This is a genomic window from Streptomyces sp. NPDC052107, assembly GCF_040680215.1.
Taxonomy (GTDB): domain Bacteria; phylum Actinomycetota; class Actinomycetes; order Streptomycetales; family Streptomycetaceae; genus Streptomyces.
Genome location: NZ_JBFAWG010000006.1, coordinates 21000 through 43296, shown reverse-complemented (window position 1 = coordinate 43296; position 22297 = coordinate 21000). Strand labels below are relative to the sequence as shown.

At 71.0% G+C, this 22297-nt stretch carries 15 protein-coding genes; 9 read left to right on the top strand and 6 right to left on the bottom strand.

Annotated elements, in window-relative coordinates; translation table 11 throughout:
- The first annotated feature begins 34 nt into the window (after positions 1 to 34).
- The 4 genes from AB0M27_RS08410 to AB0M27_RS08395 all read left to right on the top strand — a co-directional run bounded on the left by AB0M27_RS08410 (position 35) and on the right by AB0M27_RS08395 (position 5052).
- Complete coding sequence (locus AB0M27_RS08410; RefSeq protein WP_365719287.1) at positions 35 to 1303, top strand: glycosyltransferase 87 family protein; 1269 nt, start codon at positions 35 to 37, stop codon at positions 1301 to 1303.
- Positions 1304 to 1347: 44 nt separating this feature from the next.
- A complete protein-coding gene (locus AB0M27_RS08405; protein WP_365719285.1) occupies positions 1348 to 2988 on the top strand; it encodes a glycosyltransferase family A protein in 1641 nt (546 codons plus the stop codon).
- A gap of 120 nt (positions 2989 to 3108) precedes the next feature.
- A complete protein-coding gene (gene galE / locus AB0M27_RS08400) occupies positions 3109 to 4089 on the top strand; it encodes a UDP-glucose 4-epimerase GalE (protein WP_365719284.1) in 981 nt (326 codons plus the stop codon).
- 9 nt (positions 4090 to 4098) lie between these two features.
- Entirely contained in the window at positions 4099 to 5052 is a 954-nt protein-coding gene (locus AB0M27_RS08395) for an ADP-ribosylglycohydrolase family protein (RefSeq protein WP_365719282.1), read from the top strand.
- Positions 5053 to 5145: 93 nt separating this feature from the next.
- On the opposite strand, the gene AB0M27_RS08390 is transcribed toward AB0M27_RS08395, so the two are convergent.
- A complete protein-coding gene (locus tag AB0M27_RS08390; protein WP_365719280.1) occupies positions 5146 to 5772 on the bottom strand; it encodes a TetR/AcrR family transcriptional regulator in 627 nt (208 codons plus the stop codon).
- Positions 5773 to 5978: 206 nt separating this feature from the next.
- On the opposite strand from AB0M27_RS08390, the gene AB0M27_RS08385 reads away from it, so the two are divergent.
- The 4 genes from AB0M27_RS08385 to AB0M27_RS08370 all read left to right on the top strand — a co-directional run bounded on the left by AB0M27_RS08385 (position 5979) and on the right by AB0M27_RS08370 (position 11765).
- On the top strand, positions 5979 to 6893 hold the full coding sequence (locus AB0M27_RS08385) for an ABC transporter permease (protein ID WP_365719278.1): 915 nt from the start codon (positions 5979 to 5981) through the stop codon (positions 6891 to 6893).
- On the top strand, positions 6886 to 7719 hold the full coding sequence (locus AB0M27_RS08380) for an ABC transporter ATP-binding protein (protein WP_365719276.1): 834 nt from the start codon (positions 6886 to 6888) through the stop codon (positions 7717 to 7719). Before AB0M27_RS08385 ends, AB0M27_RS08380 begins: the two co-directional genes overlap by 8 nt.
- Positions 7720 to 7896: 177 nt before the next feature.
- Positions 7897 to 10104, top strand: coding sequence for a CDP-glycerol glycerophosphotransferase family protein (locus AB0M27_RS08375; protein ID WP_365719274.1), 2208 nt, complete (start codon positions 7897 to 7899; stop codon positions 10102 to 10104).
- On the top strand, positions 10101 to 11765 hold the full coding sequence (locus tag AB0M27_RS08370; RefSeq protein WP_365719272.1) for a glycosyltransferase family 2 protein: 1665 nt from the start codon (positions 10101 to 10103) through the stop codon (positions 11763 to 11765). Before AB0M27_RS08375 ends, AB0M27_RS08370 begins: the two co-directional genes overlap by 4 nt.
- Before the next feature lie 225 nt (positions 11766 to 11990).
- On the opposite strand, the gene AB0M27_RS08365 is transcribed toward AB0M27_RS08370, so the two are convergent.
- The 3 genes from AB0M27_RS08365 to AB0M27_RS08355 all read right to left on the bottom strand — a co-directional run bounded on the left by AB0M27_RS08365 (position 11991) and on the right by AB0M27_RS08355 (position 19049).
- Positions 11991 to 13472, bottom strand: coding sequence for a hypothetical protein (locus tag AB0M27_RS08365; protein ID WP_365719270.1), 1482 nt, complete (start codon positions 13470 to 13472; stop codon positions 11991 to 11993).
- Between the two features lie 10 nt (positions 13473 to 13482).
- Entirely contained in the window at positions 13483 to 13884 is a 402-nt protein-coding gene (locus tag AB0M27_RS08360; RefSeq protein ID WP_365719268.1) for a GtrA family protein, read from the bottom strand.
- Positions 13885 to 14114: 230 nt separating this feature from the next.
- The gene (locus tag AB0M27_RS08355) at positions 14115 to 19049 is read right to left on the bottom strand and encodes an NAD-glutamate dehydrogenase (RefSeq protein ID WP_365719266.1); all 4935 of its coding nucleotides are present in this window, start codon (positions 19047 to 19049) and stop codon (positions 14115 to 14117) included.
- Between the two features lie 1145 nt (positions 19050 to 20194).
- Between AB0M27_RS08355 and AB0M27_RS08350 the strand changes: the two genes are divergently transcribed.
- Positions 20195 to 20761 carry a DJ-1/PfpI family protein gene (locus tag AB0M27_RS08350; protein WP_365719264.1) on the top strand — a complete coding sequence of 189 codons (567 nt, stop codon included), beginning with the start codon at positions 20195 to 20197 and terminating at the stop codon, positions 20759 to 20761.
- A gap of 134 nt (positions 20762 to 20895) precedes the next feature.
- Here the strand turns inward: AB0M27_RS08350 and AB0M27_RS08345 are convergent, their stop codons facing one another.
- Positions 20896 to 21564, bottom strand: coding sequence for an HAD family hydrolase (locus AB0M27_RS08345; RefSeq protein WP_365719262.1), 669 nt, complete (start codon positions 21562 to 21564; stop codon positions 20896 to 20898).
- A gap of 67 nt (positions 21565 to 21631) precedes the next feature.
- Entirely contained in the window at positions 21632 to 22144 is a 513-nt protein-coding gene (locus tag AB0M27_RS08340) for a hypothetical protein (RefSeq protein WP_365719260.1), read from the bottom strand.
- Between the last annotated feature and the right edge of the window lie 153 nt (positions 22145 to 22297).

Sequence of the window (22297 nt, the reverse complement as noted above, 5' to 3'; positions counted from 1 at the left end):
GATACGCCATTCGCGGCGCTTAGGCTCCCATGCGATGAACCGTCTCCGTGTCAACTCCGGTCCGGTGCTCGGCGTCACTGCCCTCTGGCTGGCCACCCGCGCCGTGATGCTGTGGCTGCTCACCCACGACAACGCCCCACTGCTGGGCTGGGGCACGGTGAGCCGTGAGGTGTCGGGGCTGTACGGCCACTGGTACGGCGTCCTCGCGCACGGCTCGTTCCCGGCGCACGACACGCTGTGGCAGTACCCCCCGGGCGCCGGCGTGGTGCTGCTCGCGCCGCGCCTGCTGCCGTGGCTGACGTACTTCCCCGCGTTCGTGCTGCTCACCCTGGCCGTGGACGCGCTGGTCACGACAGCACTGACGCGCGCGGGCGGACGTCCCGGGCGGAGCCTGCTCGGCGCGGCCCTGTGGACGGGCGGCCTGCCGCTGCTGCTGCACCTCCCGCTCGCCCGGTACGACGTCCAGGTCACCGCCCTCGCGGTGCTCTCCCTACTGGCGCTGAAGCGCTCCACGCGCGCGTGCGGGGTGTTGGGGGCGCTGGGCGCGCTGGTCAAGGTGTGGCCGGCGCTGGTGCTGCTGGGCACGCCCCCGGGGCGGTCGACGCGCCGGGCATGGGGGTGGGCGGCGGCCGCCGGATTCGCCTCCTTCGGAGCGCTCGCCGTGTCGTTCGACCACCCCCTGTCCTTTCTGCGGGAGCAGGGCGGGCGGGGCGTACAGATCGAGTCGCTCGGCGGTACGGTGCTGAACCTGGCGCGGCACGCCGGCTGGCCGGGCCGGGCGCGCTACCAGTACGGCGCCACCGAGCTGGTCGGCCCGCACGTGTCCGCCGTCGTCACCGCCTCCCTGACACTGACGGCGGTCTCCCTCACGCTGCTGGTGCTGTGGCGGATGCAGGCGCAACGCTGGAGCGAGGCCACGCCGTACGACGCGGCGCTGAGCGCGGTGCTGCTCTTCACGGTCACCAGCCGGGTGATCAGCCCGCAGTACATGATCTGGCTGCTCGGTCTCGCCGCGGTGTGCGTGTCCTCGCGGCACACCAGTCAGCGGCCGGTGGCGGCGCTGCTTCTGGCGGCGGCCGCACTGACCACCCTGGTGTTCCCGATGCACTACGCCGAGGTGGTCGAGGGCACCTGGACCGGCTGTCTGCTCATGCTGGCCCGCAACGGGATCCTGGCGGCCGCGGCCGTGCTGTCGTTCGTGCGGTTGTGGCGCTCGACGGGTGCGGATGGAAAGAGCGTGCAAACAACGGAACCCCGACCCGATTCCGACCGTCTTCCGGACCGAGCGCTAAGCATCTCTTAACGGCTTATTACCGAACATTTCTACGCTCCTGGCCTGTGGACCCGATGCGATCAGACCCGACCGACACACCCGATACAGCAGGTACCGCCGAGTCGCCGCGTCCGGCGCAGGTCGGTGTCGTCGTCATCGGCTTCAACGACAGTACCCATGTGGGTGACGCCGTGCGGTCGGCGCTCGCCCAGGGGCCGGCGGTCGCCGAGGTCGTCGCCGTGGACGACTGCTCCACGGACGGCAGCGCCGACCTGCTCGACCGGCTGGCCGCCGGCGAGCCACGCCTGCGGGTGGTGCGCCGGAGCGTGAACAGCGGCGGCTGCGGCAGCCCGCGCAACGCCGGGATCGACGCGGTGACGACGCCGTACGTGATGTTCCTGGACAGCGACGACGTGCTGCCGCCCGGTGCGGTGGACACGCTGCTGGCGGCGGCCACGGGGGCGCACGCCGAGGTGGCGAGCGGGCTGTGCGTGCGCCGCGAGCTGCCCTCGGGGCGCGAACAACCCTGGCAGGCGCCCCTCTACACGGCGAACACCGTGCTCGCGCGCCCCGCGCAGCGGCCGCGCCTGGTCCACGACACGCTGTGCGTCAACAAGCTGTACCGCACCGACTTCCTGCGCGAGCACGGCATCCGCTTCCCCGAGGGCCGCTTCCTCTACGAGGACATCGTCTTCACCGCGCGCGTGCTGGCGGCCGGCCCGCGCATCGCGCTCGTACCGGACCGCGTGTACGTGTGGCATGTGCGCCGCGCCGCCGAGCAGTTGTCGCTCTCGCTGGACCGGGAGCACATCGACAACTGGAAGGCGCGCGTGGAGGCGTGCGCGCTGGCGTACGACATTCTGCTGGGCGCCGGGCAGAAGGAGCTGGCGCGGGCGGCGCGGGCCAAGTTCCTCGACCACGAGGTGCGGATGTACACGCGCGAGCTGGGGTTGCGCGACGCCCACTACCAGCGCGCGTGGTGGGCGCACACCCGCGAGTACCTCGCGCGCTACGACGCCGCCGACTGGGAGCTGAACCCGAGCGCTCCGGGCCGGCTGCTCGCACGGGTCGTCCTGGAGTCGCCCGAGCCCCGCGACCTGCCCCGGCTGCGCGAGCTGGCCGCCCGTCCGGCGCGCCTGCTGCCGCCCTACGCCCGCAGCCCCGACGGCGTCCCGGTCTGGTCCACCGACCTCCCCCAGGTCACCCTCACACCGTTCCTGACCCGCCCCACCGGTGTCCTCCCGCTCGTGGTCGACGCGGAACTGCGGCGACGCGCGCGTGCCTCGCTGCTCCGTCTGCGGCTGCACGAGCTGTACGGCAGGGTGGCCGAGGCGGGCCCGCGCGAGGTGGACGTGGAGTGGCAGTCCCGGGACGACGACGCCCGGAAGCGGGGACGCACCACGGTCCCGCTCACCCCCTGCGGCCCGGAGAGCTGGTCGGCCGAGCTGCCCGTCGACCTGGCCGCGCTCGGCGCCGGCACCTGGGACCTGCGGCTGACCGTGTGCTTCGCCGACGGCGCACAGCGCGATGTGACGGCGCACGCCCTGGCGGGCTCCGGCCGGCTGGGTCGGCGCGCCGTCCCGAGCGCCCGGCACGGTGTGCTCCTGGTGCAGCCGTACGCCACGCACTCCGGCGCGCTGGCCGTGCGCGTGGCGACCGGCGTGCGCGGGGTACTGCAGGTGGTGCGCGGCCGACTCCGCCGCCTGCTTCACTGAGACCGCCTGCCGCTTCACCGGGACACCCGCTGATCCGGCGGGACGCCCACTGCTTCACTGAGAGACGCCCGCCGCTCCACCGAGCGGCAGAACGGGCCAACTGACGAGGGGACGGCCGCAATGACCTGGCTGATCACCGGCGGTGCCGGATACATCGGGGCACATGTCGTACGGGCGATGACCGAGGCGGGCGAGCGCACGGTCGTCTACGACGACCTGACGACGGGCGTCGCCGAGCGCGTACCGGCGGAGGTCCCCCTGGTGCGGGGCTCGGTCCTGGACGCGGAGCTTGTGGCCCGCACGCTCGCCGAGCACGAGATCAGCGGGGTCGTGCATCTGGCGGCGAAGAAGCAGGTGGGCGAGTCGGTGGAGCGCCCGCTGCACTACTACCGGGAGAACGTCGAGGGCCTGCGCACCCTCCTGGACGCGGTGACACGGGCGGAGATCCCGTCCTTCGTCTTCTCCTCCTCGGCCGCCGTCTACGGCATGCCGGACGTCGACCTGGTCACGGAGGAGACCCCCTGTCTGCCGATGTCCCCGTACGGCGAGACGAAGCTGGCCGGCGAGTGGCTCGTGCGCGCGACGGGCAGGGCGACCGGCATGTCCACGGCGTCCCTGCGCTACTTCAACGTGGCGGGCGCGGCCGCCGCCGAGTTCGCCGACACCGGCGTCTTCAACCTCGTCCCCATGGTCTTCGAGAAGCTCACCGAGGGCGCGCCGCCGCGCATCTTCGGCGACGACTACCCGACGCCGGACGGTACCTGCGTACGCGACTACATCCACGTGGTCGACCTGGCCGAGGCCCACGTCACCGTCGCCCGCGCCCTGGCCTCCTCCCCCGGCACCGACATGACCCTCAACATCGGCCGCGGCGAGGGTGTGTCGGTCCGCGAGATGATCGACCGCATCAACGCGGTCACCGGCTACAACCGCCCGCCGACCGTCACCCCTCGCCGCCCCGGCGACCCGGCACGCGTCGTCGCCTCGGCCGCCCGCATCGCCACGGAACTGGGCTGGCAGGCCAAGTACGACGTCCAGGACATGATCACCTCCGCCTGGGAGGGCTGGGTACGCCACCACCCGGAGGCGGCGCGGTCGTAGGCTCTGCCGGTGCCCCTTCACGGAGTTCTCCAACGCGCGGTCGGCGCCGTACTCGGCTCCGCCGTCGGCGACGCGCTCGGAGCGCCCTTCGAGTTCGGCCCTGAGGGCGCCTTCTCCGCCCGTTTCCCCGGTCCCGGACACGGCGGCGAGATGTGCGGAGGCGGCGGCTGGGAGCCGGGCGAGGCGACGGACGACACCCAGATGGCCGTCCTGACCGCCGAGTCCCTGCTGGACCACGGCGGCATGGACCTGCCGGACCTCTTCCGCCGCTTCCAGCGCTGGGCGGCAGCCGACCCGAAGGACATCGGCCTCCAGACGGAGGCGGTCCTGACCAGCGGCGACCCCTGGGACACGGCCGCCGCCCTGCACTTCCAGGTCAACCTGCGCGCGGCGGGCAACGGCGCGTTGATGCGAGCGGCCGCCTCGGCGGTGTACTTCGCCCGCGACGGCCGCGAGCCCACCATGGACGCCGCCCGCCGCCTCTCCGCGCTCACCCACGGCGACGGCGCGGCATGGGAGGGCACGGCGGCGTTGCACGACCTGATCCGCGTGGCCCTGACCGGCGAGAACCCCCTCACCGCCGTACCGGCGACGCTGGCCGCGCTCCACCCCGCCCACCGCCCCCGGTACGAGGTGGTCCTCTCCCCCGACTGGCACCCCGACCGGGCGACCGAGTTCAACGGCGCGGTGTGGCCCTGCCTGGGCTCGGCGGTATGGGCCCTGCGGACCACGACGTCGTACGAGGAAGCGGTCCGCGCGGCGATCGACCTCGGCGGAGACACGGACACGGTGGCGGCGGTCACGGGGGCGCTGGCGGGGGCGGTGTACGGGGCCGACGCGATACCGCCGCGCTGGCTTGAGCGGTTGCATGTACCGCTACCCGGGTTCGACGGCCGAGTACTACGCGCGCCGGAGCTGACCGAACTCACCGTGAAGCTCCTCGACAGACCGGTCTGCGGGTAGTCGGTGGCTGGTCGCGCCCGCGCCCTGGGAGCCGCAGCGCGGTCGGCCCTCGCGGCGCCGGAGCTGCGGGCCCAGCCGCGGCACCGGGTGCTGTCACAACGCCTTGAGCGCCCCTGCGGTGGCCCGCGCCAGGTTCTCCAGGTACCCCCTCGGCAGCTTCGGTGATCTGATCACCACCGCGCGCCAGTACAGCGGGCCGGAGATCAGGTCGAGCGCGAGGTCGGGATCGACGCCCGCCCGCACCTCCCCGCGCTCCTCCGCGGCCGCCACGATCTTGCTGGCCACACCCTCCTGGCCGTCCCGCAGGGCCTTCTGGAAGGCGTCGGCGATGTCGGGATTGCGGGCCGCCTCCGCCTGGAGGTCGGGGATGATCTGGGAGGCGACCGGGTGGCGCAGGGCGCGGGAGGTCACCTCGTAGAGGAGACGGAGGTCGCCCTCCAGGGAGCCCGTGTCGGGGACCGGGAAGCCCAGGACCGCCATCGCCGAGACGACGTCCAGCACCAGGTGCAGCTTGGACCGCCACCTCCGGTACACCGCGGTCTTGCCGACGCCCGCCCGCCGCGCGATGCCCTCGATGGACATCCGCGCGTATCCGACGGCCGCGAGTTCCTCGAAGACCGCCGCCCGGATGGCCTCGGTCACGTCCTCCCGGAGTACGGCGGCCCCGGCAGGGGTCCGGCGGGGCGGACGCGTCGGCGGGTCGTCGGCGTTCGTCGTCATGACTCACAGCATAGGCCGTTACGACGAAACGGTTGCGTTCCGACGTCGATTGGTTCTACGCTCCCGTTGCGACGATACGGTCCCGTCCCGACGTAAGAGAACGTGAAGAGAAGCGTAAGGAAACGAACGCACGTCGGACGGCGGGCCCCGACGCGACCCCGGCCCCGCCGGACGCGCCACCCTCCCCCCGAGCGAAAGCAGCGGATGTGAGCCAGGTCCTCGACACACCGCCCCCCACCCAGGCCCCGGCCGACGACGACCTCGCGGCACTGGCCGCCCGACACGGCCTGTCGGTCAGCGGCGCGCGCCCCTCCCTGCCGGAGTACGTCCGCCAGCTGTGGGCCAGGCGCCACTTCATCACCGCCTTCGCCACCGCCAAGCTCACCGCGCAGTACAGCGAGGCGAAGCTCGGCCAAATCTGGCAGGTCATGAACCCGCTGCTGAACGCCGCGGTGTACTACTTCATCTTCGGCGTACTCCTGGGCACCAGCCACGGGGTGCCGGACTACATTCCGTTCCTCGTCACCGGCGTGTTCATCTGGACGTTCACGCAGAGCTCGATCATGGCGGGCACCCGGGCGATCTCGGGCAACCTCGGCCTGGTCCGCGCCCTGCACTTCCCGCGCGCCGCACTGCCGATCTCCTTCTGCCTCCAGCAGCTCCAGCAGCTGCTGTTCTCGATGACCGCGCTGGTCGTGATCATCCTGTCCTTCGGGCTCCCGATCACCCCCCGATGGCTGGTCGCGATCCCCGCGCTGATCCTGCAGTCCCTGTTCAACGCGGGCGTGTCGATGATCATGGCGCGGTGGGGAGCCAAGACTCCGGACATCGCCCAGCTGATGCCGTTCATCCTGCGCACCTGGATGTACGTGTCCGGCGTGATGTGGAGCATCAGCAAGCTCACCAAGAAGGACCACCTGCCGCACATCGTCACGATCCTGCTGGAGACCAACCCGGCCGCGGTCTACATCGACCTCATGCGGTACGCCCTGATCCACAGCTTCCACGGCACGCAGCTGCCCCCGCACGTCTGGGCGGCGGCCACGGGCTGGGCCCTGCTCGCCGGCATCGGCGGCTTCATCTACTTCTGGAAGGCTGAGGAGACGTACGGCCGTGGCTGAGCAGACCCCCACCGAGAACATCCCCACCGTCGTCGCCGAGAACGTCGACATCGTCTACCGGGTCAACGGCACCGGCGCCGGCCGCGGCACCGCCACCGCCGCCCTCAACCGCATGCTGCGCCGCAAGCAGGCCGAGCAGGCGGCCGGCGTCCGCCGGGTACACGCGGTGAAGAAGGTGTCGTTCGTCACCTACAAAGGTGAAGCCGTCGGGCTCATCGGCACCAACGGCTCCGGCAAGTCGACGCTGCTGAAGGCAGTCGCCGGGCTGCTCCCGGTGGAGAACGGACACATCTACACCAACGGCCAGCCCTCCCTGCTCGGCGTCAACGCGGCCCTGATGAACGACCTGACGGGTGAACGCAACGTCTACCTCGGTGGTCTCGCCATGGGCATGTCCCGGGATGAGGTCAAGGAGCGCTACGAGGACATCGTCGACTTCTCCGGGATCAACGAGAAGGGCGACTTCATCACCCTGCCGATGCGCACGTACTCCTCCGGCATGGCCGCCCGCCTGCGGTTCTCCATCGCCGCCGCCAAGGACCACGACGTCCTGCTGATCGACGAGGCACTGGCCACCGGCGACCGCAAGTTCCAGATGCGCTCCGAGGAACGCATCCGTGAACTGCGCGAGCGCGCGGGCACGGTCTTCCTGGTCAGCCACAACAACAAGTCGATCCGCGACACCTGCGAGCGGGTCCTGTGGCTGGAGCGCGGCGAGTTGCGCATGGACGGGCCGACCGAGGACGTCATGAAGGAGTACGAGGCCTTCACCGGCGACAAGAGCGACAAGACGGCGAAGAAGCCGGCGCCCAAGAAGGCGGCCTGACCGGTTCGGAGTAAGAAGGTGGCACGAAAGTTACCGGGAGCGAAACCACAGGCCACGGAACTTGCTCTTCCTTCGTGGGCCCTCTCTTACTTCGCGTGTGCTTATCCCTTTCATCCGCTTAGCAACAGTATGTTATGAAGGGTGCCCCAAGTCGACGAGCCGAAGGAGTCCACTGCGATGCCCCAACTCAGCGTCATCGTCTACGGACCGAACGCACAGGGGCATCTGACAGAGTTGCTGGACTCCCTGGAAGCCCGCCCGCTCCCCGCCGCCGAGGTCATCGTCGCCGCGGTCGGCGACTGGGCGCGGGAGACGGCCGAGGGCCACGCCCCCGAGACGGTGGTCGTTTCGCTGCCGGAGGGCACCGGTGACGCGGCGGCCCGGGCGGCCGGCGCCGCCCGCGCGACCGGCCGCTGGCTGCACTTCGTGCACGCCAAGGACAGCCTGCCGGCCGGCGCCGCCCGGCTGATCGCCGAGCGGACCGCCGAGCTGGACGCCGCCGACGGCGCCGGGGTGGACGTACTCGTCTTCGACCACGTCACCACCACCTGGCAGACCGCCGGCACCCCCTCCCGTGACGGCCGGCTGCTCGCCGCCGTCGGCCGCGACGGCCTGCCCCTGGACGAGGCCGCCGACCTGCTGCGCCTCACCCCGCTGCTCGGCAACCGCGCCCTGCGCGCCGCGTTCTGGCGGGCGCACGAGCAGCAGCTCACCACCGGCGACGAACCGCAGGCCGCCCACGCCGCCCTGCTGCACGCCGGCCGGGTCGCCTGCCTCAACCAGGTGGCGTACGAGAACCGCCTGCTGCGCCCCGAGAGCCTGCCGCCGCTCGCCCCCGAGGACCGGTTCGCGCTGATCGACCGCTACGACTCGCTGCTCTCCCTCGCCAAGGACCGCCGCGCCGCCCGCACGGTGCTGTACGACCTGATGATGCGCGACCTCGTGCGCACCTTCGCCGGCGAGAACCTGCCCGACGCCGTCGCCCGCGAGTTCTTCCGCCGCGCCTCCCTCACCGCGGTCCGCTGGCGCCCCGAGAAACACGAGCACCCGGCCGGTGTGGAGGGCGTACGGCACGCCCTGCTGGAGGAGGGCGCGTACACCAAGTACCGCGCGTTCCAGGCCGCCAACCGCGCCCGCCGCGCCGCCAAGAAGGCCGTACGGACCCGCAAGAAGCAGGTCGGCGCCAAGCTCCGCGACCAGCAGTACCACCGCGCCCTGAACCGTCCGGTCGACCCGAACCTGGCCGTGTTCGCCGCCTACTGGGACCGCGGGGTGTCCTGCAACCCGGCCGCCATCGCCGCCAAGCTCGCCGAACTCGCCCCGCACATCCACCAGGTGTGGACGGTGTCGAAGGAGAACACGGCGCTGCTGCCGCCCGGCACCGACCACGTCGTTCCCGGCACCCGCCGCTACTGGGAGACGCTGGCCACCGCCAAGTACCTGACGAACAACGTCAACTTCCCCAACGCGGTGGTCAAACGCCCCGACGCGATCCACCTCCAGACCCACCACGGCACCCCGCTCAAGCGTATGGGCCTGGACCAGAAGGAACACCCGGCCGCCGCCAAGGGCCTGGACTTCAAGGCGCTGCTGGCCCGCATCGACAAGTGGGACTACAGCCTCAGCGCCAACAGCCACTCGACCCGCATGTGGGAGCGCGCCTACCCGGCGCGCTACACCTCCCTCGACTACGGCTATCCGCGCAACGACGTCTTCTACACGAGCGGGGCCCAGGAAGTCCGCACCGCCCGGGAACGCCTGGGCATCCCACCCGGCAAGACGGCCGTCCTGTACGCCCCCACCCACCGCGACTACGAGGCCGGCTTCACCCCGCGCCTGGACCTCGCGGCCCTCGCCGATCGCCTCGGCGAGGACACCGTGCTCCTGGTCCGCGCCCACTACTTCTACGGCGGCGCCGCCTCGCCGCTGACCGGTCTGCGCCGCTCCGGCCGGATCATCGACGTCTCCTCCTACGACCCCGTCGAGGAGCTGTGCCTGGCCGCCGACGCGCTGGTCACGGACTACTCGTCGATCATGTTCGACTACGCCAACCTCGACCGCCCGATCGTCGTCTACGCCGACGACTGGGAGACCTACCGCACCACCCGCGGCGTCTACTTCGACCTCATGACCGACCACCCCGGCCAGGTCGCCCGCACCCAGGAGGAGCTGACGGAGATCTTCGCCTCCGGCGCCTGGCGCGACGAGAGCGCTGCCAAGGCACGGGCCGCCTTCCGGCGCCGGTTCTGCGAGTACGACGACGGCCGTGCCGCCGAACGGGTCGTACGACGGGTGTTCCTGGGCGAACCGGAGGAGTCACTGCCACCGGTGATCCCGCTCGAGGAACGCACCCCCGCCCCGACCCCCGAGGAGGCCTCGGCATGACGACCCCCGACGTGACGGTGACGGTCATCGTCTACAACGACGCCGCCCGCCTGCCCCGGGCGGTCGCCTCGCTGCGCGCGCAGACGCACGCGAACATCGAGATCATCATCAGCGACGACCACTCGACGGACGACACGCCCACGGTGGCACGCGAGTTGGAGGCGCAGGACCCCCGTATCCGCTACCTCCGTCTGCCGGAGAACAGCGGCGGTTGCAGCGCCCCGCGCAACCGGGCCATCGACATCGCCCGGGCGCCGTATCTGATGTTCCTCGACAGCGACGACGAACTCCCGCCCCGCGCCGTCGAATTGCTGCTCGCCGCGCACCGCGAGCGCGAGGTGGACTTCGCCATGGGCGCGGTGCGCCGGGTGCGGGTCGACAACGGCCGCCGTACGACGTGGATGCGGCACCTGGTCGCCGAGCGCCGCACGGTGGACGGCATCGAGGCCGACCCGCGGCTGCTGTTCGAGCACCTGTCGACGAGCAAGATGTACGCGCGTTCCTTCCTGGACCGGCACGAGTTGCGCTTCCCGGAGGGCATCCACTACGAGGACCAGCTGTTCTCGGCGCAGGCGTACTGCCTGGCGAAGGCGTTCACGATCATTCCGGACCCGGTGTACGTCTGGTACATCGACCCGTTCGCGGCGGCCGCGACGGCCTCGATCTCGAATCAGCGGCACAAGGTCACGAACGTCCGCGACCGGGTCCACGTCCAGCGTCTGATCGACGACTTCCTGGTGGAGAGCGGGCACGCGGGGCTCCGCGAGGACAAGGACTACAAGTTCCTCAAGCACGACTTCCGGATGTATGCGGGCGACCTGCCCTACCGGGACGAGGAGTGGCTGAGCTCCTTCGCCGACATCATGAACCCGTACCTGGAGAGCCTGTCTCCCGGCGCGTACGCCCGCCTGCCCCGCCCCGAGCGGGTGGTGCTGGAGCTGCTGCGGGAAGGCCGCCTGGAGGAGGTCCGGCTCGCGGCCCGCGGGCTCGGGCACGGGGTGGCGCCGAGGCAGGTCACGGCCGACGCGTCCGGTGTGCCGTACTGGGGCGACAGCGTGCCCACGTCCGACCGTGCCCGCAATGAACTGGACGTGTCCGACCTGGAGTTGGACACGCGCCCGTTCCCGAGCGCGCAGTTCCGCCATGAGATCACGGAGCTGACCCCGGGCCCCGGTGCCTCCCTCACCCTGGCCGTCCGCACCTACGACCCCGGTCTGCGCCTCCCTGTCGGCCCGCAGCGAGCCGGCCTGCTCCTCTCCCCCGGCAACCGCCGGATGGCGGTCCCCTTCCGCCTCGACCCGGTCCACCCCGGAGTGTTCGAGGGCACGGTCCATCTGAACCTGACAGAGGCCCCGCTCCCCTTGCAGGGCTTCGCGGGCGTACGCCACCCCCTGGTCCGCCTCCAGCAGCAGGGCCTGTCCAACTCCAGCCTCCTGCTGGCCCCGCTGGCCTTCCCCACCCTCACCGCCCGCATCGAGTACCGCTCCGGCGCGACCCCGCACGAGCTGACCATAGAGCCGGAGGGCCGCAACCCCGGTCGCCTGCAGTTCCGCTGGCGCCCGGTGGGAGTCACGGCCCGTGTCATCCGCCCGGTCGTCCGCAAGGTGGCCCGCCCGAAGATCCGCAAGGTAGCGAAGCTGCTGTCCAGCGTGCTCAGGTAAAAGGGCCGGTTTCGAAGCGCCGTTGGGCTGAGGGCGCGTGGGCGAGCGCGGGTCCGTCGTGGCACAGGGTCAGTTCCGAAGCGCTGTTGCGCTGAAGACGCCTGAGCGACTGCGGGCCCGTAGTGGCTGGTCGCGCAGCTCCCCGCGCCCCTTGGGGAGTTGCCCTCGCCGTCGGCCACCTGGTGCCGCGCCGGTGCGCGACACCCACCCCCGGCCGGCCGCGGCTCAGGGCACCACTCGGTACAGGACCTGGGAACCTGGGCCCACCGTCACCTTGCGAAGCCCCGGCCCCGCCAAACTCCCCGGACCCACGACCCACTTCACGCCGTACTCCCGCAGAATCCCCGTCCGGTCAGCGGAAGGCGTCCCCGCGGCGAAGTACCGAGCCACGGCATCCTCCCGCCGCGCAGCGTCCGGCAGGAAGACATCCGGATACCCCGGTGTCACGGTGTACGGCCCATACGCGGGGATCTGCCGCGCCGGAGTCGTCCGAGCCATCACCACGTCCCCGTACTTCACCCACGGCGTGATCCAGTGGTACCCCACCCACGGCGTCCGGTACCTGGACGCGACCACGGACGGCAGAGCAGCGCGCCCCGTCACATAACCGAGCGTCCCCACCTGCGTCCACGCGCCGACAAGCAGGGCGGCACCCAACACGCACGCCCAACCCACCCGCACCGCCCGCCGCCCCGCCGAGACGACCTCCAGCGCGGCCGCGAGCTGCGCCGGGATCAGTGCGGCGGGCAGGGCGCGGCCCCAGGAGTAGTGACCGGACAGCCCGCCCGCGGCGAACACCAGCACGCCCAGCGCGAAGAACAGCACCAGCGGGTCCCAGCGGTCGCGGCGGAAGCGGAGCACCAGCGCCGCCACCCCGAGCAGCACCAGGCCGAACCGCGCGGCCAGGTCCTCGTACAGCGGCTTGTGAATGGCCTCCAGGTCCGCGCCGGCGGAGAAGAGGGAGAAGAAGTCGTAGTACGGCCACAGCCACAACAGGAGCAGTCCCAGGGCGAGCGCGGCGGACAGTCGCAGCAGCACCGGGCGGGACGGCCGCGCCGCGATCACCATCGCCAGCGCGCCCAGCGAGGCCACCACGCCGGTGAACTGGTGGCACAGCAGAATCAGCGCCCACAGCACACCGAGCCACAGCCACCGTCCCCACGCGGTCTCCCCCCGCGTCGCCCGCGTGACCCAGGCCCAGAAGTGGAAGGTGAGGCCGAGCGCGAAGACGCTGGGGTACGACACCGTCAGCGCAAGGGAGTTCAGGCCCAGGAAACCGGACCAGTTGAACAGCAGCGGGCCCCAGAGGAAGAGCAGGCTGAGCAGCGCCAGCGCGGGTGCCATGCCGTGGGAGCTGAGCGTGCGGACGTAGCGCCAGACTCCGGTGACGAGCAGGGACAGGCCGGCCAGCGCGGCCAGCCGCAGGACCACGAACACCGACAGGCCGGTCAGCTTGGCGACCAGGCCCAGGACCAGCATCCACGGCGAGTAGTAGGGGCTCGGCGTGTCCGCGTCGACCAGCGGGTTGCCGGGATGGAACAGGTTGTGGCTCAGGCGCTGGACGGTGGCGGCGTGCATGCCGAGGTCGCCCGCCCAGGGCAGGCGGACGATCACCAGGAGCAACAGTGCCACGACCAGCGCGGCGGCGGCCTGCGGCAGCACCCGGCCGGCCCGCGCGGCGCCCGATGGGGGCTGCGTGCGGCTCACCGGCTCGGTGTCAGACGGTGCGGTGTGCATCCTGCTGGAACACCCAGGTGCGGTAGACGAGGAACCGGAAGGCGGAGGCGAGCACGATCGACAGCGCCTTCGCCACATTCGATGCCAGCACGCCGTGCAGGCCGAGACCCTGGTAACCGACCCAGAACAGGCCGATTTCCATCACGACACCGAGGCCGCTGAACACGAAGAACAGGATGATCTGACCCCGGGTACGCGAGGCCCGGTCGCGATAGGCGAAATAGCGGAAGCCCAGGTAATTGGTCGCCATCGCGATACAGCTGGCCAGGACGGTCGCGGTCATCGCCTGCCAACCCAGGCCGTGCAGCAGCAGGTTGAAGATCAGGAAATTGACGAGGACACCGCTGCCGCCGACGATCCCGAATTTCACGACCTCCAGCACGACACGCGTGACAGGCCGGGCCGGAGCCGGCGCGGGGGGTGCCGCCGGGCGGGTCTCGGTGATCTCGGTGATCTCGGTGAGTTGAACAGTCACAGCGCAGACCCTATCCGAAAGGCACCGATTAGCAGGAAACGGTAAATTCGCTGATCGTTTTTGCCTAAGGCTCGGCAAGAAAGGGAACGCCCCGGACCGATTCGACGTCGGCCCGGGGCGCTGTCATTGCCGTAGTCCTACGAATGCGTACGCAGCAGCGTCCGCATCGTCCGCATCGCCACCGACAGGTTGGCGAGGTCGAAGGTCTCCGAACCGCGGATCTCCTCCAGGGTGGTGCGCGCCCGGCTCAGGATGGGCGCGTTCTTCTGCTCCCAGGCCTTGAAGCGCTGCTCGGGAGTGGAGGTGCCGTTGCCGACCGCGAGGACGTCCGCGGTGAGCGCCGCGTGCGCCGCGTACAGGTCCTCGCGGATGGAGGCGCGGGCCATGGACTGCCAGCGGTCGGCGCGGGGCAGCTCGATGATGCGGTCCATCAGCTGGGTGATGTTCAGCCGGTCGGCGAGGTCATAGTAGATCTCGGCGACGTCGAGCGGCTCCTTGCCCATGCGGTCGGCCACCGACACGATGTCGAGCGTCGGGAAGGCGGAGGAGAACCCGGCCACGCGCGTGGCGAGTTCGTCCGGGACGCCGGCCGCGGACAGCTCGTCGTACACGTGCTGGTACCACTCCAGGTCCGCGCCACGCAGCAGCTTCGGCAGCTCCTGCCAGACCCGCTCGACCCGCTCGGCGAAGAACTCGACCGTCTCGGCGAGCTGCAGCGGCTGAGGCCGGTTGTTGAGCAGCCAGCGCGTGCCGCGCTCGACCAGCCGGCGCGAGTGCAGCCGGATCCGGGTCTGGACGGCCGCGTCGACCTTGTTGTCCAACGCCTCCACCGCGTCCCACACCGGCGCCGAGCAGAAGATCGCGCGGGCCGCGGTCTGGGCCCGGACGATCTCCTCCAGGGAGGCGCCGGTCTCCTCGCGCAGACGGTGCAGATACGTCGTACCGCCCGTGTTGACCGTGTCGTTGACCAGCACGGTCGTGGTGATCTCACGGCGCAGCGGGTGGTTGTCGACGGCGTCCGCGAACCGCTCGCGCAGCGCCGTCGGGAAGTACGCGTGCAGCAGGCCGCGCAGGTACGGGTCGTCCGGCAGGGAGGTGGCCAGCAGCTCCTCGGCGACCGTGATCTTCGTGTACGCCAGCACGACCGCGGTCTCCGGGCTGGTCAGGCCCTGACCCTGGCCGAGGCGCTCGCGGATCTGACGGTCGGTCGGCAGGAACTCCAGCGCACGGTCCAGGTGGCCCTCGCGCACCAGGTGGCGCAGGAACCGCTGCTGGGCGTGGAGCATGTCCTTGGCCTGGAACAGGGCGTTGGCCAGGGCGGTGTTCTGCGCGTAGTTGTTGCGCAGGACCAGCGCGCCGACCTCGTCGGTCATCTCGGCGAGCAGCTTGTTGCGCTGCTTGACGGTCATGTCGCCGTCCGCGACCAGGCCGTTCAGCAGGATCTTGATGTTCACCTCGTGGTCGGAGGTGTCCACGCCGGCGCTGTTGTCGATCGCGTCGGTGTTGATCCGGCCGCCGTGCAGCGCGAACTCGATGCGGCCGAGCTGGGTCAGGCCCAGGTTGCCGCCCTCGCCGACGACCTTGACCCGCAGGTCGGCGCCGTCGACGCGGATGGCGTCGTTGGCCTTGTCGCCGACGTCCGCGTTCGACTCCGCCGACGCCTTCACGTACGTGCCGATGCCGCCGTTCCACAGCAGGTCCACCGGGGAATGCAGGATCGCCTTCATCAGGTCGGCCGGGGTCATCTTGGTGACCCTGCCCTCGATGCCGAGGGCCTCGCGGATGTGGGCGTTGACCGGGATCGACTTGGCGGTGCGCGGGAAGATCCCGCCGCCCGCCGACAGCAGCTCGGTGTTGTAGTCGGCCCAGCTGGAGCGGGGCAGCTCGAACAGGCGGCGGCGCTCGGCGTAGGAGGCGGCCGCGTCCGGGGTGGGGTCGATGAAGATGTGCCGGTGGTCGAAGGCGGCGACCAGGCGGATGTGCTCCGACAGCAGCATGCCGTTGCCGAACACGTCACCGGACATGTCACCGATGCCGACGACCGTGAAGTCCTCGGTCTGCGTGTCCACGCCCAGCTCACGGAAGTGCCGCTTCACGGACTCCCAGGCGCCGCGCGCGGTGATGCCCATGCCCTTGTGGTCGTAGCCGGCCGAGCCGCCGGAGGCGAAGGCGTCGCCGAGCCAGAAGTTGTACTTCTCGGCGACGCCGTTGGCGATGTCCGAGAAGGTCGCGGTGCCCTTGTCGGCCGCGACGACCAGGTAGGTGTCGTCGCCGTCGTGCCGGACCACGTCCTGCGGCGGCACGACCTCGCCGGCGACCATGTTGTCGGTGATGTCGAGCAGCGCCGAGATGAACGTCTTGTAGCTGGCGACGCCCTCGGCCAGCCATGCGTCACGGTCCTTGGCCGGGTCCGGCAGCTGCTTGGCGACGAAGCCGCCCTTGGCGCCGACCGGGACGATGACGGTGTTCTTCACCATCTGCGCCTTGACCAGGCCCAGGATCTCGGTGCGGAAGTCCTCACGCCGGTCGGACCAGCGCAGACCACCGCGCGCGACCTTGCCGAAGCGCAGGTGCACACCCTCGACCCGCGGCGAGTACACCCAGATCTCGTACGCCGGGCGGGGCGCCGGCAGGTCCGGGATGACCTGCGGGTCGAACTTCATGGAGACGTAGTCGTGCGACTTGCCGCCGAGCGCCTCCTGGAAGAAGTTCGTGCGCAGGGTCGCCTTGATGACGGTCAGGAAGGACCTGAGGATCCGGTCCTCGTCCAGGCTGGCCACCTGGTCCAGGGCCGCGTCCAGCTCCTCCAGCAGGGCGTCGGTGATCTCGAGACCGGCCTTCTGCCGGTCCGGCGACATCCGCGCCTCGAACAGCGAGACCAGGAGCCGGGTGGTGTGGACGTTGTTGCGGAGGGTGTCCTCCATGTAGTCCTGCGAGAAGGTCGAACCGGCCTGCCGCAGGTACTTGGCGTAGGCGCGCAGCACCATCGCCTGACGCCAGTTCAGCCCGGCGCGCAGCACCAGGGCGTTGAAGCCGTCGTTCTCCGCCTTGCCGGTCCAGGTGGCGGCGAAGGCCTCCTGGAAGCGCTCACGGGCGTCGTCGGCGAGGTGGTCGCCGCTGCCCGCCTTGGGCATGCGCAGACCGAAGTCGTAGATCCAGGCGGTGGTGCGGTCCGCGCAGCGCAGCTCGTACGGCCGCTCGTCGGTGACCTCGACGCCGAGGCGGCTGAGCACCGGCAGCACCTTGGAGAGGGAGACCGTGCCGCCCTTCTGGTAGATCTTGAAACGGCGCTCCTCCGGCCCGGCGCCCACCGGCTCGTACAGGCTCAGGCTGAAGGTCCTGTCCTCGCTGAGCTGCTCCAGGTGGACCAGGTCGGCGACCGCGGCGCGCGGGCTGTGGTCGGCCTTGTAGCCCTCGGGGAAGGCGTGGTTGTAGCGGCGCAGCACCTCGGCCGCGTGCTCCTCACCGCACTCGGCGGTCAGCGCCTCCGCGAACGCGTCGGCCCAGGACCGGGCGGCCTCGACCAGGCGGGCCTCGATGCGGTCCTTGTCGGCGTCCGACAGCTCGGGCAGCACGGTGCCCGGCGGGACGCGGACGACGAAGTGCAGCCGGGAGAGGATCGACTCGGTGTTCCAGGCGGTGAAGTCGACGCTGACACCGCCGAGTTCCTCCTTGAGGATGTCGATGATCCGCAGCCGGACACCGGTGGTGTAGCGGTCGCGCGGGAGGTACACGAGGGCCGAGTAGTAGCGGCCGTACTCGTCCTGCCGCAGGTAGAGCCGCAGCCGCCGCCGCTCCTGCAGGTAGAGAACGCTCGTGACGATGGACTGCAGCTCGGCGACGGGCGTCTGGAACAGCTCGTCGCGCGGGTAGGTCTCCAGGATCTGCAGCAGGTCGCGGCCGTCGTGGCTGTTGGGCGAGAACCCGGCGCGCTCCAGCACCTCGTCGACCTTGCGGCGGATGACCGGGACGCGGCGCACGGACTCGGTGTACGCGGCCGAGGAGAACAGACCGAGGAAGCGCCGCTCACCGACGACGTTCCCGTCCGCGTCGAACTTCTTGACGCCGATGTAGTCCAGGTACGACGGCCGGTGCACGGTGGCACGGCTGTTGGCCTTGGTCAGCACGAGCAGCTTGTGCTCGCGGGCCTTGGCGCGGGCGTCGGCCGGCAGCCGCTCGAAGGAAGGGCTGACCGGGTGCTGCTCGTCCTCGGCGTGGTGCGGGTCCGAGCGCAGTATGCCGAGACCGGTGCCGGGCACGGCGGCGAGCGTGTCGTCCTCGCGCAGCTGGTACTCGCGGTAGCCGAGGAAGGTGAAGTGGTCGTCGGCGAGCCAGCGCAGCAGCTCGCGGGCCTCCTCGACCTCGGGCCGGGGCAGATCGCCCGGGACGGGCTCGCTCTCCAGGCCGCCGGCGATCCGGGTCGCCGCGTCCCGCATCTTCTCCCAGTCCTCGACGGCCTCGCGCACGTCGGACAGCACGCGCAGCAGATCGGTGGTGATCTGCTTCAGGTCGGCGCGGTCGGTCTCCCGGTCGATCTCGACGTGGATCCAGGACTCGAAGTACGCGTCGTGCGGCAGTTCGCCGCCCGGCGGGGTCGGCAGCACCTCGATCAGCTTGCCGGTCAGGTCGCGCCGGACCACGAACTGCGGATGGACGACGACGTGGATCCCACGGCCCCGCCGGGTCAGCTCATTGGTGACGGAGTCGACGAGGAAGGGCATGTCGTCGGTGACGACCTCCACGACCGAGTGACTGCAGGTCCACCCGTTCTCCTCCACGGTCGGGGTGTGGACCCGCACGTTCGCCGTGCCCTGGGGGCGGTTCTCGGCGAGACGGTAGTGCGAGACCGCGGCGCCGAAGACGTCGACCGGGTCACGGTCGGTGAGGTCTTCCGGGGCGGTGTGCAGGTAGTAGCGCTGGAGGAACGCGAGCATGGACTCGCGGTCCGGGGTGCCCGGGGAGCCCTCGCCCGCGGTCCCGGTCGGTAGGTGCCCCCCGACCGGGCTGTTCTCAGCTACCCGGGCGGCCCTCTCGAGCAGCTCGGCCTTGGCTTCGTCCAGCTTGGTCTGCATTGTCCTCTGACTCCTGTCGCGCGCCGTTGCGTGACGTAGAAGGAAGTACGGTCTCTTTCCCTCCGGCTCGACGCCACGGCCCGGGGTGTCCGGTCCGCGTCGACGCTATGCCGCGAGGTGAGATGAGCGGGGGGTTTTCGGTCATTCTCGACACGCCCGAGCGGTGTGACGCTGCTCTCGGCGCCGCCGTGTCCAGGGTTGTCCTCGGCGTCCCGGGGGCTCCTGTGGCCCCGCCCCGCCCGCGAAGACCAGCGACCGCCGCCCGGTCACGGAGGTGCTCCGTGCAACCCGGGCGCAGGGCAGGGGCAGGATCGCCCCCGCGAGATATCGCGCTGATCACGCCACAAGGCTATCGCTCCTTACCGGGGGCCCGTCATGAGCCGTATGTGTACAAAACCGAGGGGTGAAGTTTGACGTTCTGCACAGGGGTGGGGTGAGGGGTGGTGACGTATTCGGTCGGTGGGGTTGGTGGGGTTCGGGGTGGCGGGGGATGGGCTGGGTGGGGTGGCTGTGCGTGTGGAGTGGGGTGGGGTGGCCGTGCGAGTGGGGTGCGTTGGATGAAGGGGGGTGGTGTGCGGCTTGGGACTGGTGGTTTCGGGGGGATTGGGGCCGGTGGGGCGGGCGTCGGCTCGCGGGGCGGTGAGCTTCCGGTGCCGGGGCAGTGGGCCTCCGGTCCTGCGGCAGTGGACTTCCGGTCACGGGGCAGTGGGCGTCGGGGCGCGGGGCGGTGAGCTTCCGGTGCCGGGGCGGTGGGCTTCCGGTCCTGCGGCAGTGGACTTCCGGTCACGGGGCAGTGGGCGTCGGGGCGCGGGGCGGTGAGAATCCGGTGCCGGGGCGGTGGGCCTCCGGTCGCGGGGCGGTGAGCCTCCGGTCTCGTCGCGGCGGGCGTCGGAGCCCGGGGGCAGTGAGCTTCCGGTCCTGTGACGGTGAGCTTGCGGTCTCGTCCGGTCGCGCCGGTGGGGCCCTGACCGCAGTCTGAGAACAGGGCACCCTGCCGCCAGGTGGGGCCCCGGCGCTCGGCCGAGGGCCAGAACCGCGACGGCCCCCTTGGCAAGCACGCCCGGTGTTGGCACGTTGCCCAGGGACAGTGCGTCCCGCCCAGGAGTACAGCAGCACCGAGCACCGGAGCACCCGGAGGAGCCGACATGCCCGCGAAGATCCTGATCGTCACCGGCGACGCGGCGGAGTCCCTGGAAGTCCTCTACCCGTACCAGCGCCTACGCGAGGAGGGCTACGAGGTCCATATCGCGGCCCCCACCCGCAAGACCCTCCGCTTCGTCGTCCACGACTTCGAACCCGGCTACGACACCTACACCGAGAAGCCCGGCTACACCTGGCCCGCCGACCTGGCCTTCGCCGACGTGGACCCCGGCGAGTACGCGGCCCTCGTCATCCCCGGCGGCCGGGCCCCCGAGTACCTGCGCAACGACCCCGAGCTCCGCAAGATCCTCAAGGCGTTCTTCGACTCCGACCGGCCGGTCGCCCAGATCTGCCACGGCCCGCTGCTCACCGCGGCGATCGACAGCCTGCGCGGCCGCCGGGTCACGGCCTATCCCGCGCTGGAGCCGGACATGCAGGCAGCCGGAGCGACCTTCCAGGACACCGAAGCCGTGGTCGACGGCACCCTGGTCTCCTCCCGAGCCTGGCCCGACCACCCGACCTGGATGCGCGAGTTCCTCAAGGTCCTGCGCTCGAAGGCACCGGTGCACTGAGACGGGGCGGCGAGCCGAGGGGCGCCCGGGACGGAGTCCCGCCGTGGTGGTCGCAGCACATCGCCGAGCGACGGACCCGCCCTGGCCGACAGGGCGCCACCACGCACCGGGCACCAAGAACCCGGCACCCCCGGCTACGCCGCTATTCGCTGCGCTTCCTCCACCGCCTCGGCCAACGTGTCCACCACCGGCACCCCCACTTCCTCAAGACTGGACCGGCTGTGCGACCCCCCGGTGTACAGCACGGCCCGCGCCCCCACACCCCGCGCCGCAACCGCGTCATCCGCCGCGTCCCCGATCACCACGGTCCGCGCAGGCTCCACAACCCCGCTCAGCGCTTCCAGATGCCGCACCATGTGCTCGGCCTTGCTCCCCCCGGACGGCCCCATACGCCCGTCGACCCGCAGAAAGTGCGCCTCGATCCCGAACCCCCGCACGAGCGGCACCAGTTCCTCGTGCACGTACATGCTCAGCAGCGACTGGCTGCGCCCCGCCGACCGCCACCCCGCGAGCAACTCCACCGCCCCCTCGGTCAGGCCACACCGCGCCCGGTGCTCGGCGTAGTACCGGTGGAAGACCCCGTCCATCAGCTCCCACTCGGCATCGGTCGGCAACCGGCCGATCAGCCGCTCGTAGAACTTCGGCACCGGCACGCAGTACAGCGACCGGTACTGCTCCAGCGTGATCGGCTCGAGCCCCAGCTCGGCGAAGGCCGCGTTGGTCGCCCCGATGATCGCGTCATTGTCGTGGAACAACGTGCCGTTCCAGTCCCAGACGATGTGCGAGCTCCCCTTCATCCCCATGCCAGAAACCGTACCCGCCCCCACTGACAACGCGGCCGGCCGATGAATCCGCCCAGGTCGGATCGGGTCAGGCGAGTCCGACGAGGTTGGGGATCTCCTGCGTGGCGTACCACAGCAGCTCATGATCGTCCGCGCCGTCCACGACGAACTGCGCGTCGTCGTCCCCGCCGTCGGCCGCCTCCACCGCATCCGCCGCCGCGGCCACGTCCTGCTCCGCGTCCTCGGCGTCGACATGCACCGCGGCCGCCTTGGCGAGCGGCACGGTCGCCGTCACGGTCACCTCGCCGAGGGCGGACGGGTCCAGGCCGCGGTCCGGGTCGACGCTCGCGGCGCCGTCGGCCACGTCCACGGCGACCACGACCCGGCGCCGTACCGCACCCGGATCCGCCGCCAGCAGCCGCAGCGAGGCCAGCGCGGCCCGGTTGAGCGCCGCGTACTCCAGTTCCTCGATGTCCTCGGAGAGATACCACTCGCGCAGTGCGGGCGTGACGGCATACGCCAGGAACGGGCCGCTCCCCAGCTCGCCCGTCTTGTGCGCCTCGGCGAGACCGGGGAGGGTCAGGGGGACGTAGACGCGCATGCTGGCCGCTCTTTCCTGCTCAATGGCTCCGCTGAGGCCCCGGGAACGCCGGCTGCCGCGTCTCCCGGAGGGCCTTCAGGATACGTGCGCCCGTCCCCTTTCGGGTCTGTGCCCACTCCCCGCAGACCGTCGACTCCGCACCACGCATTCACT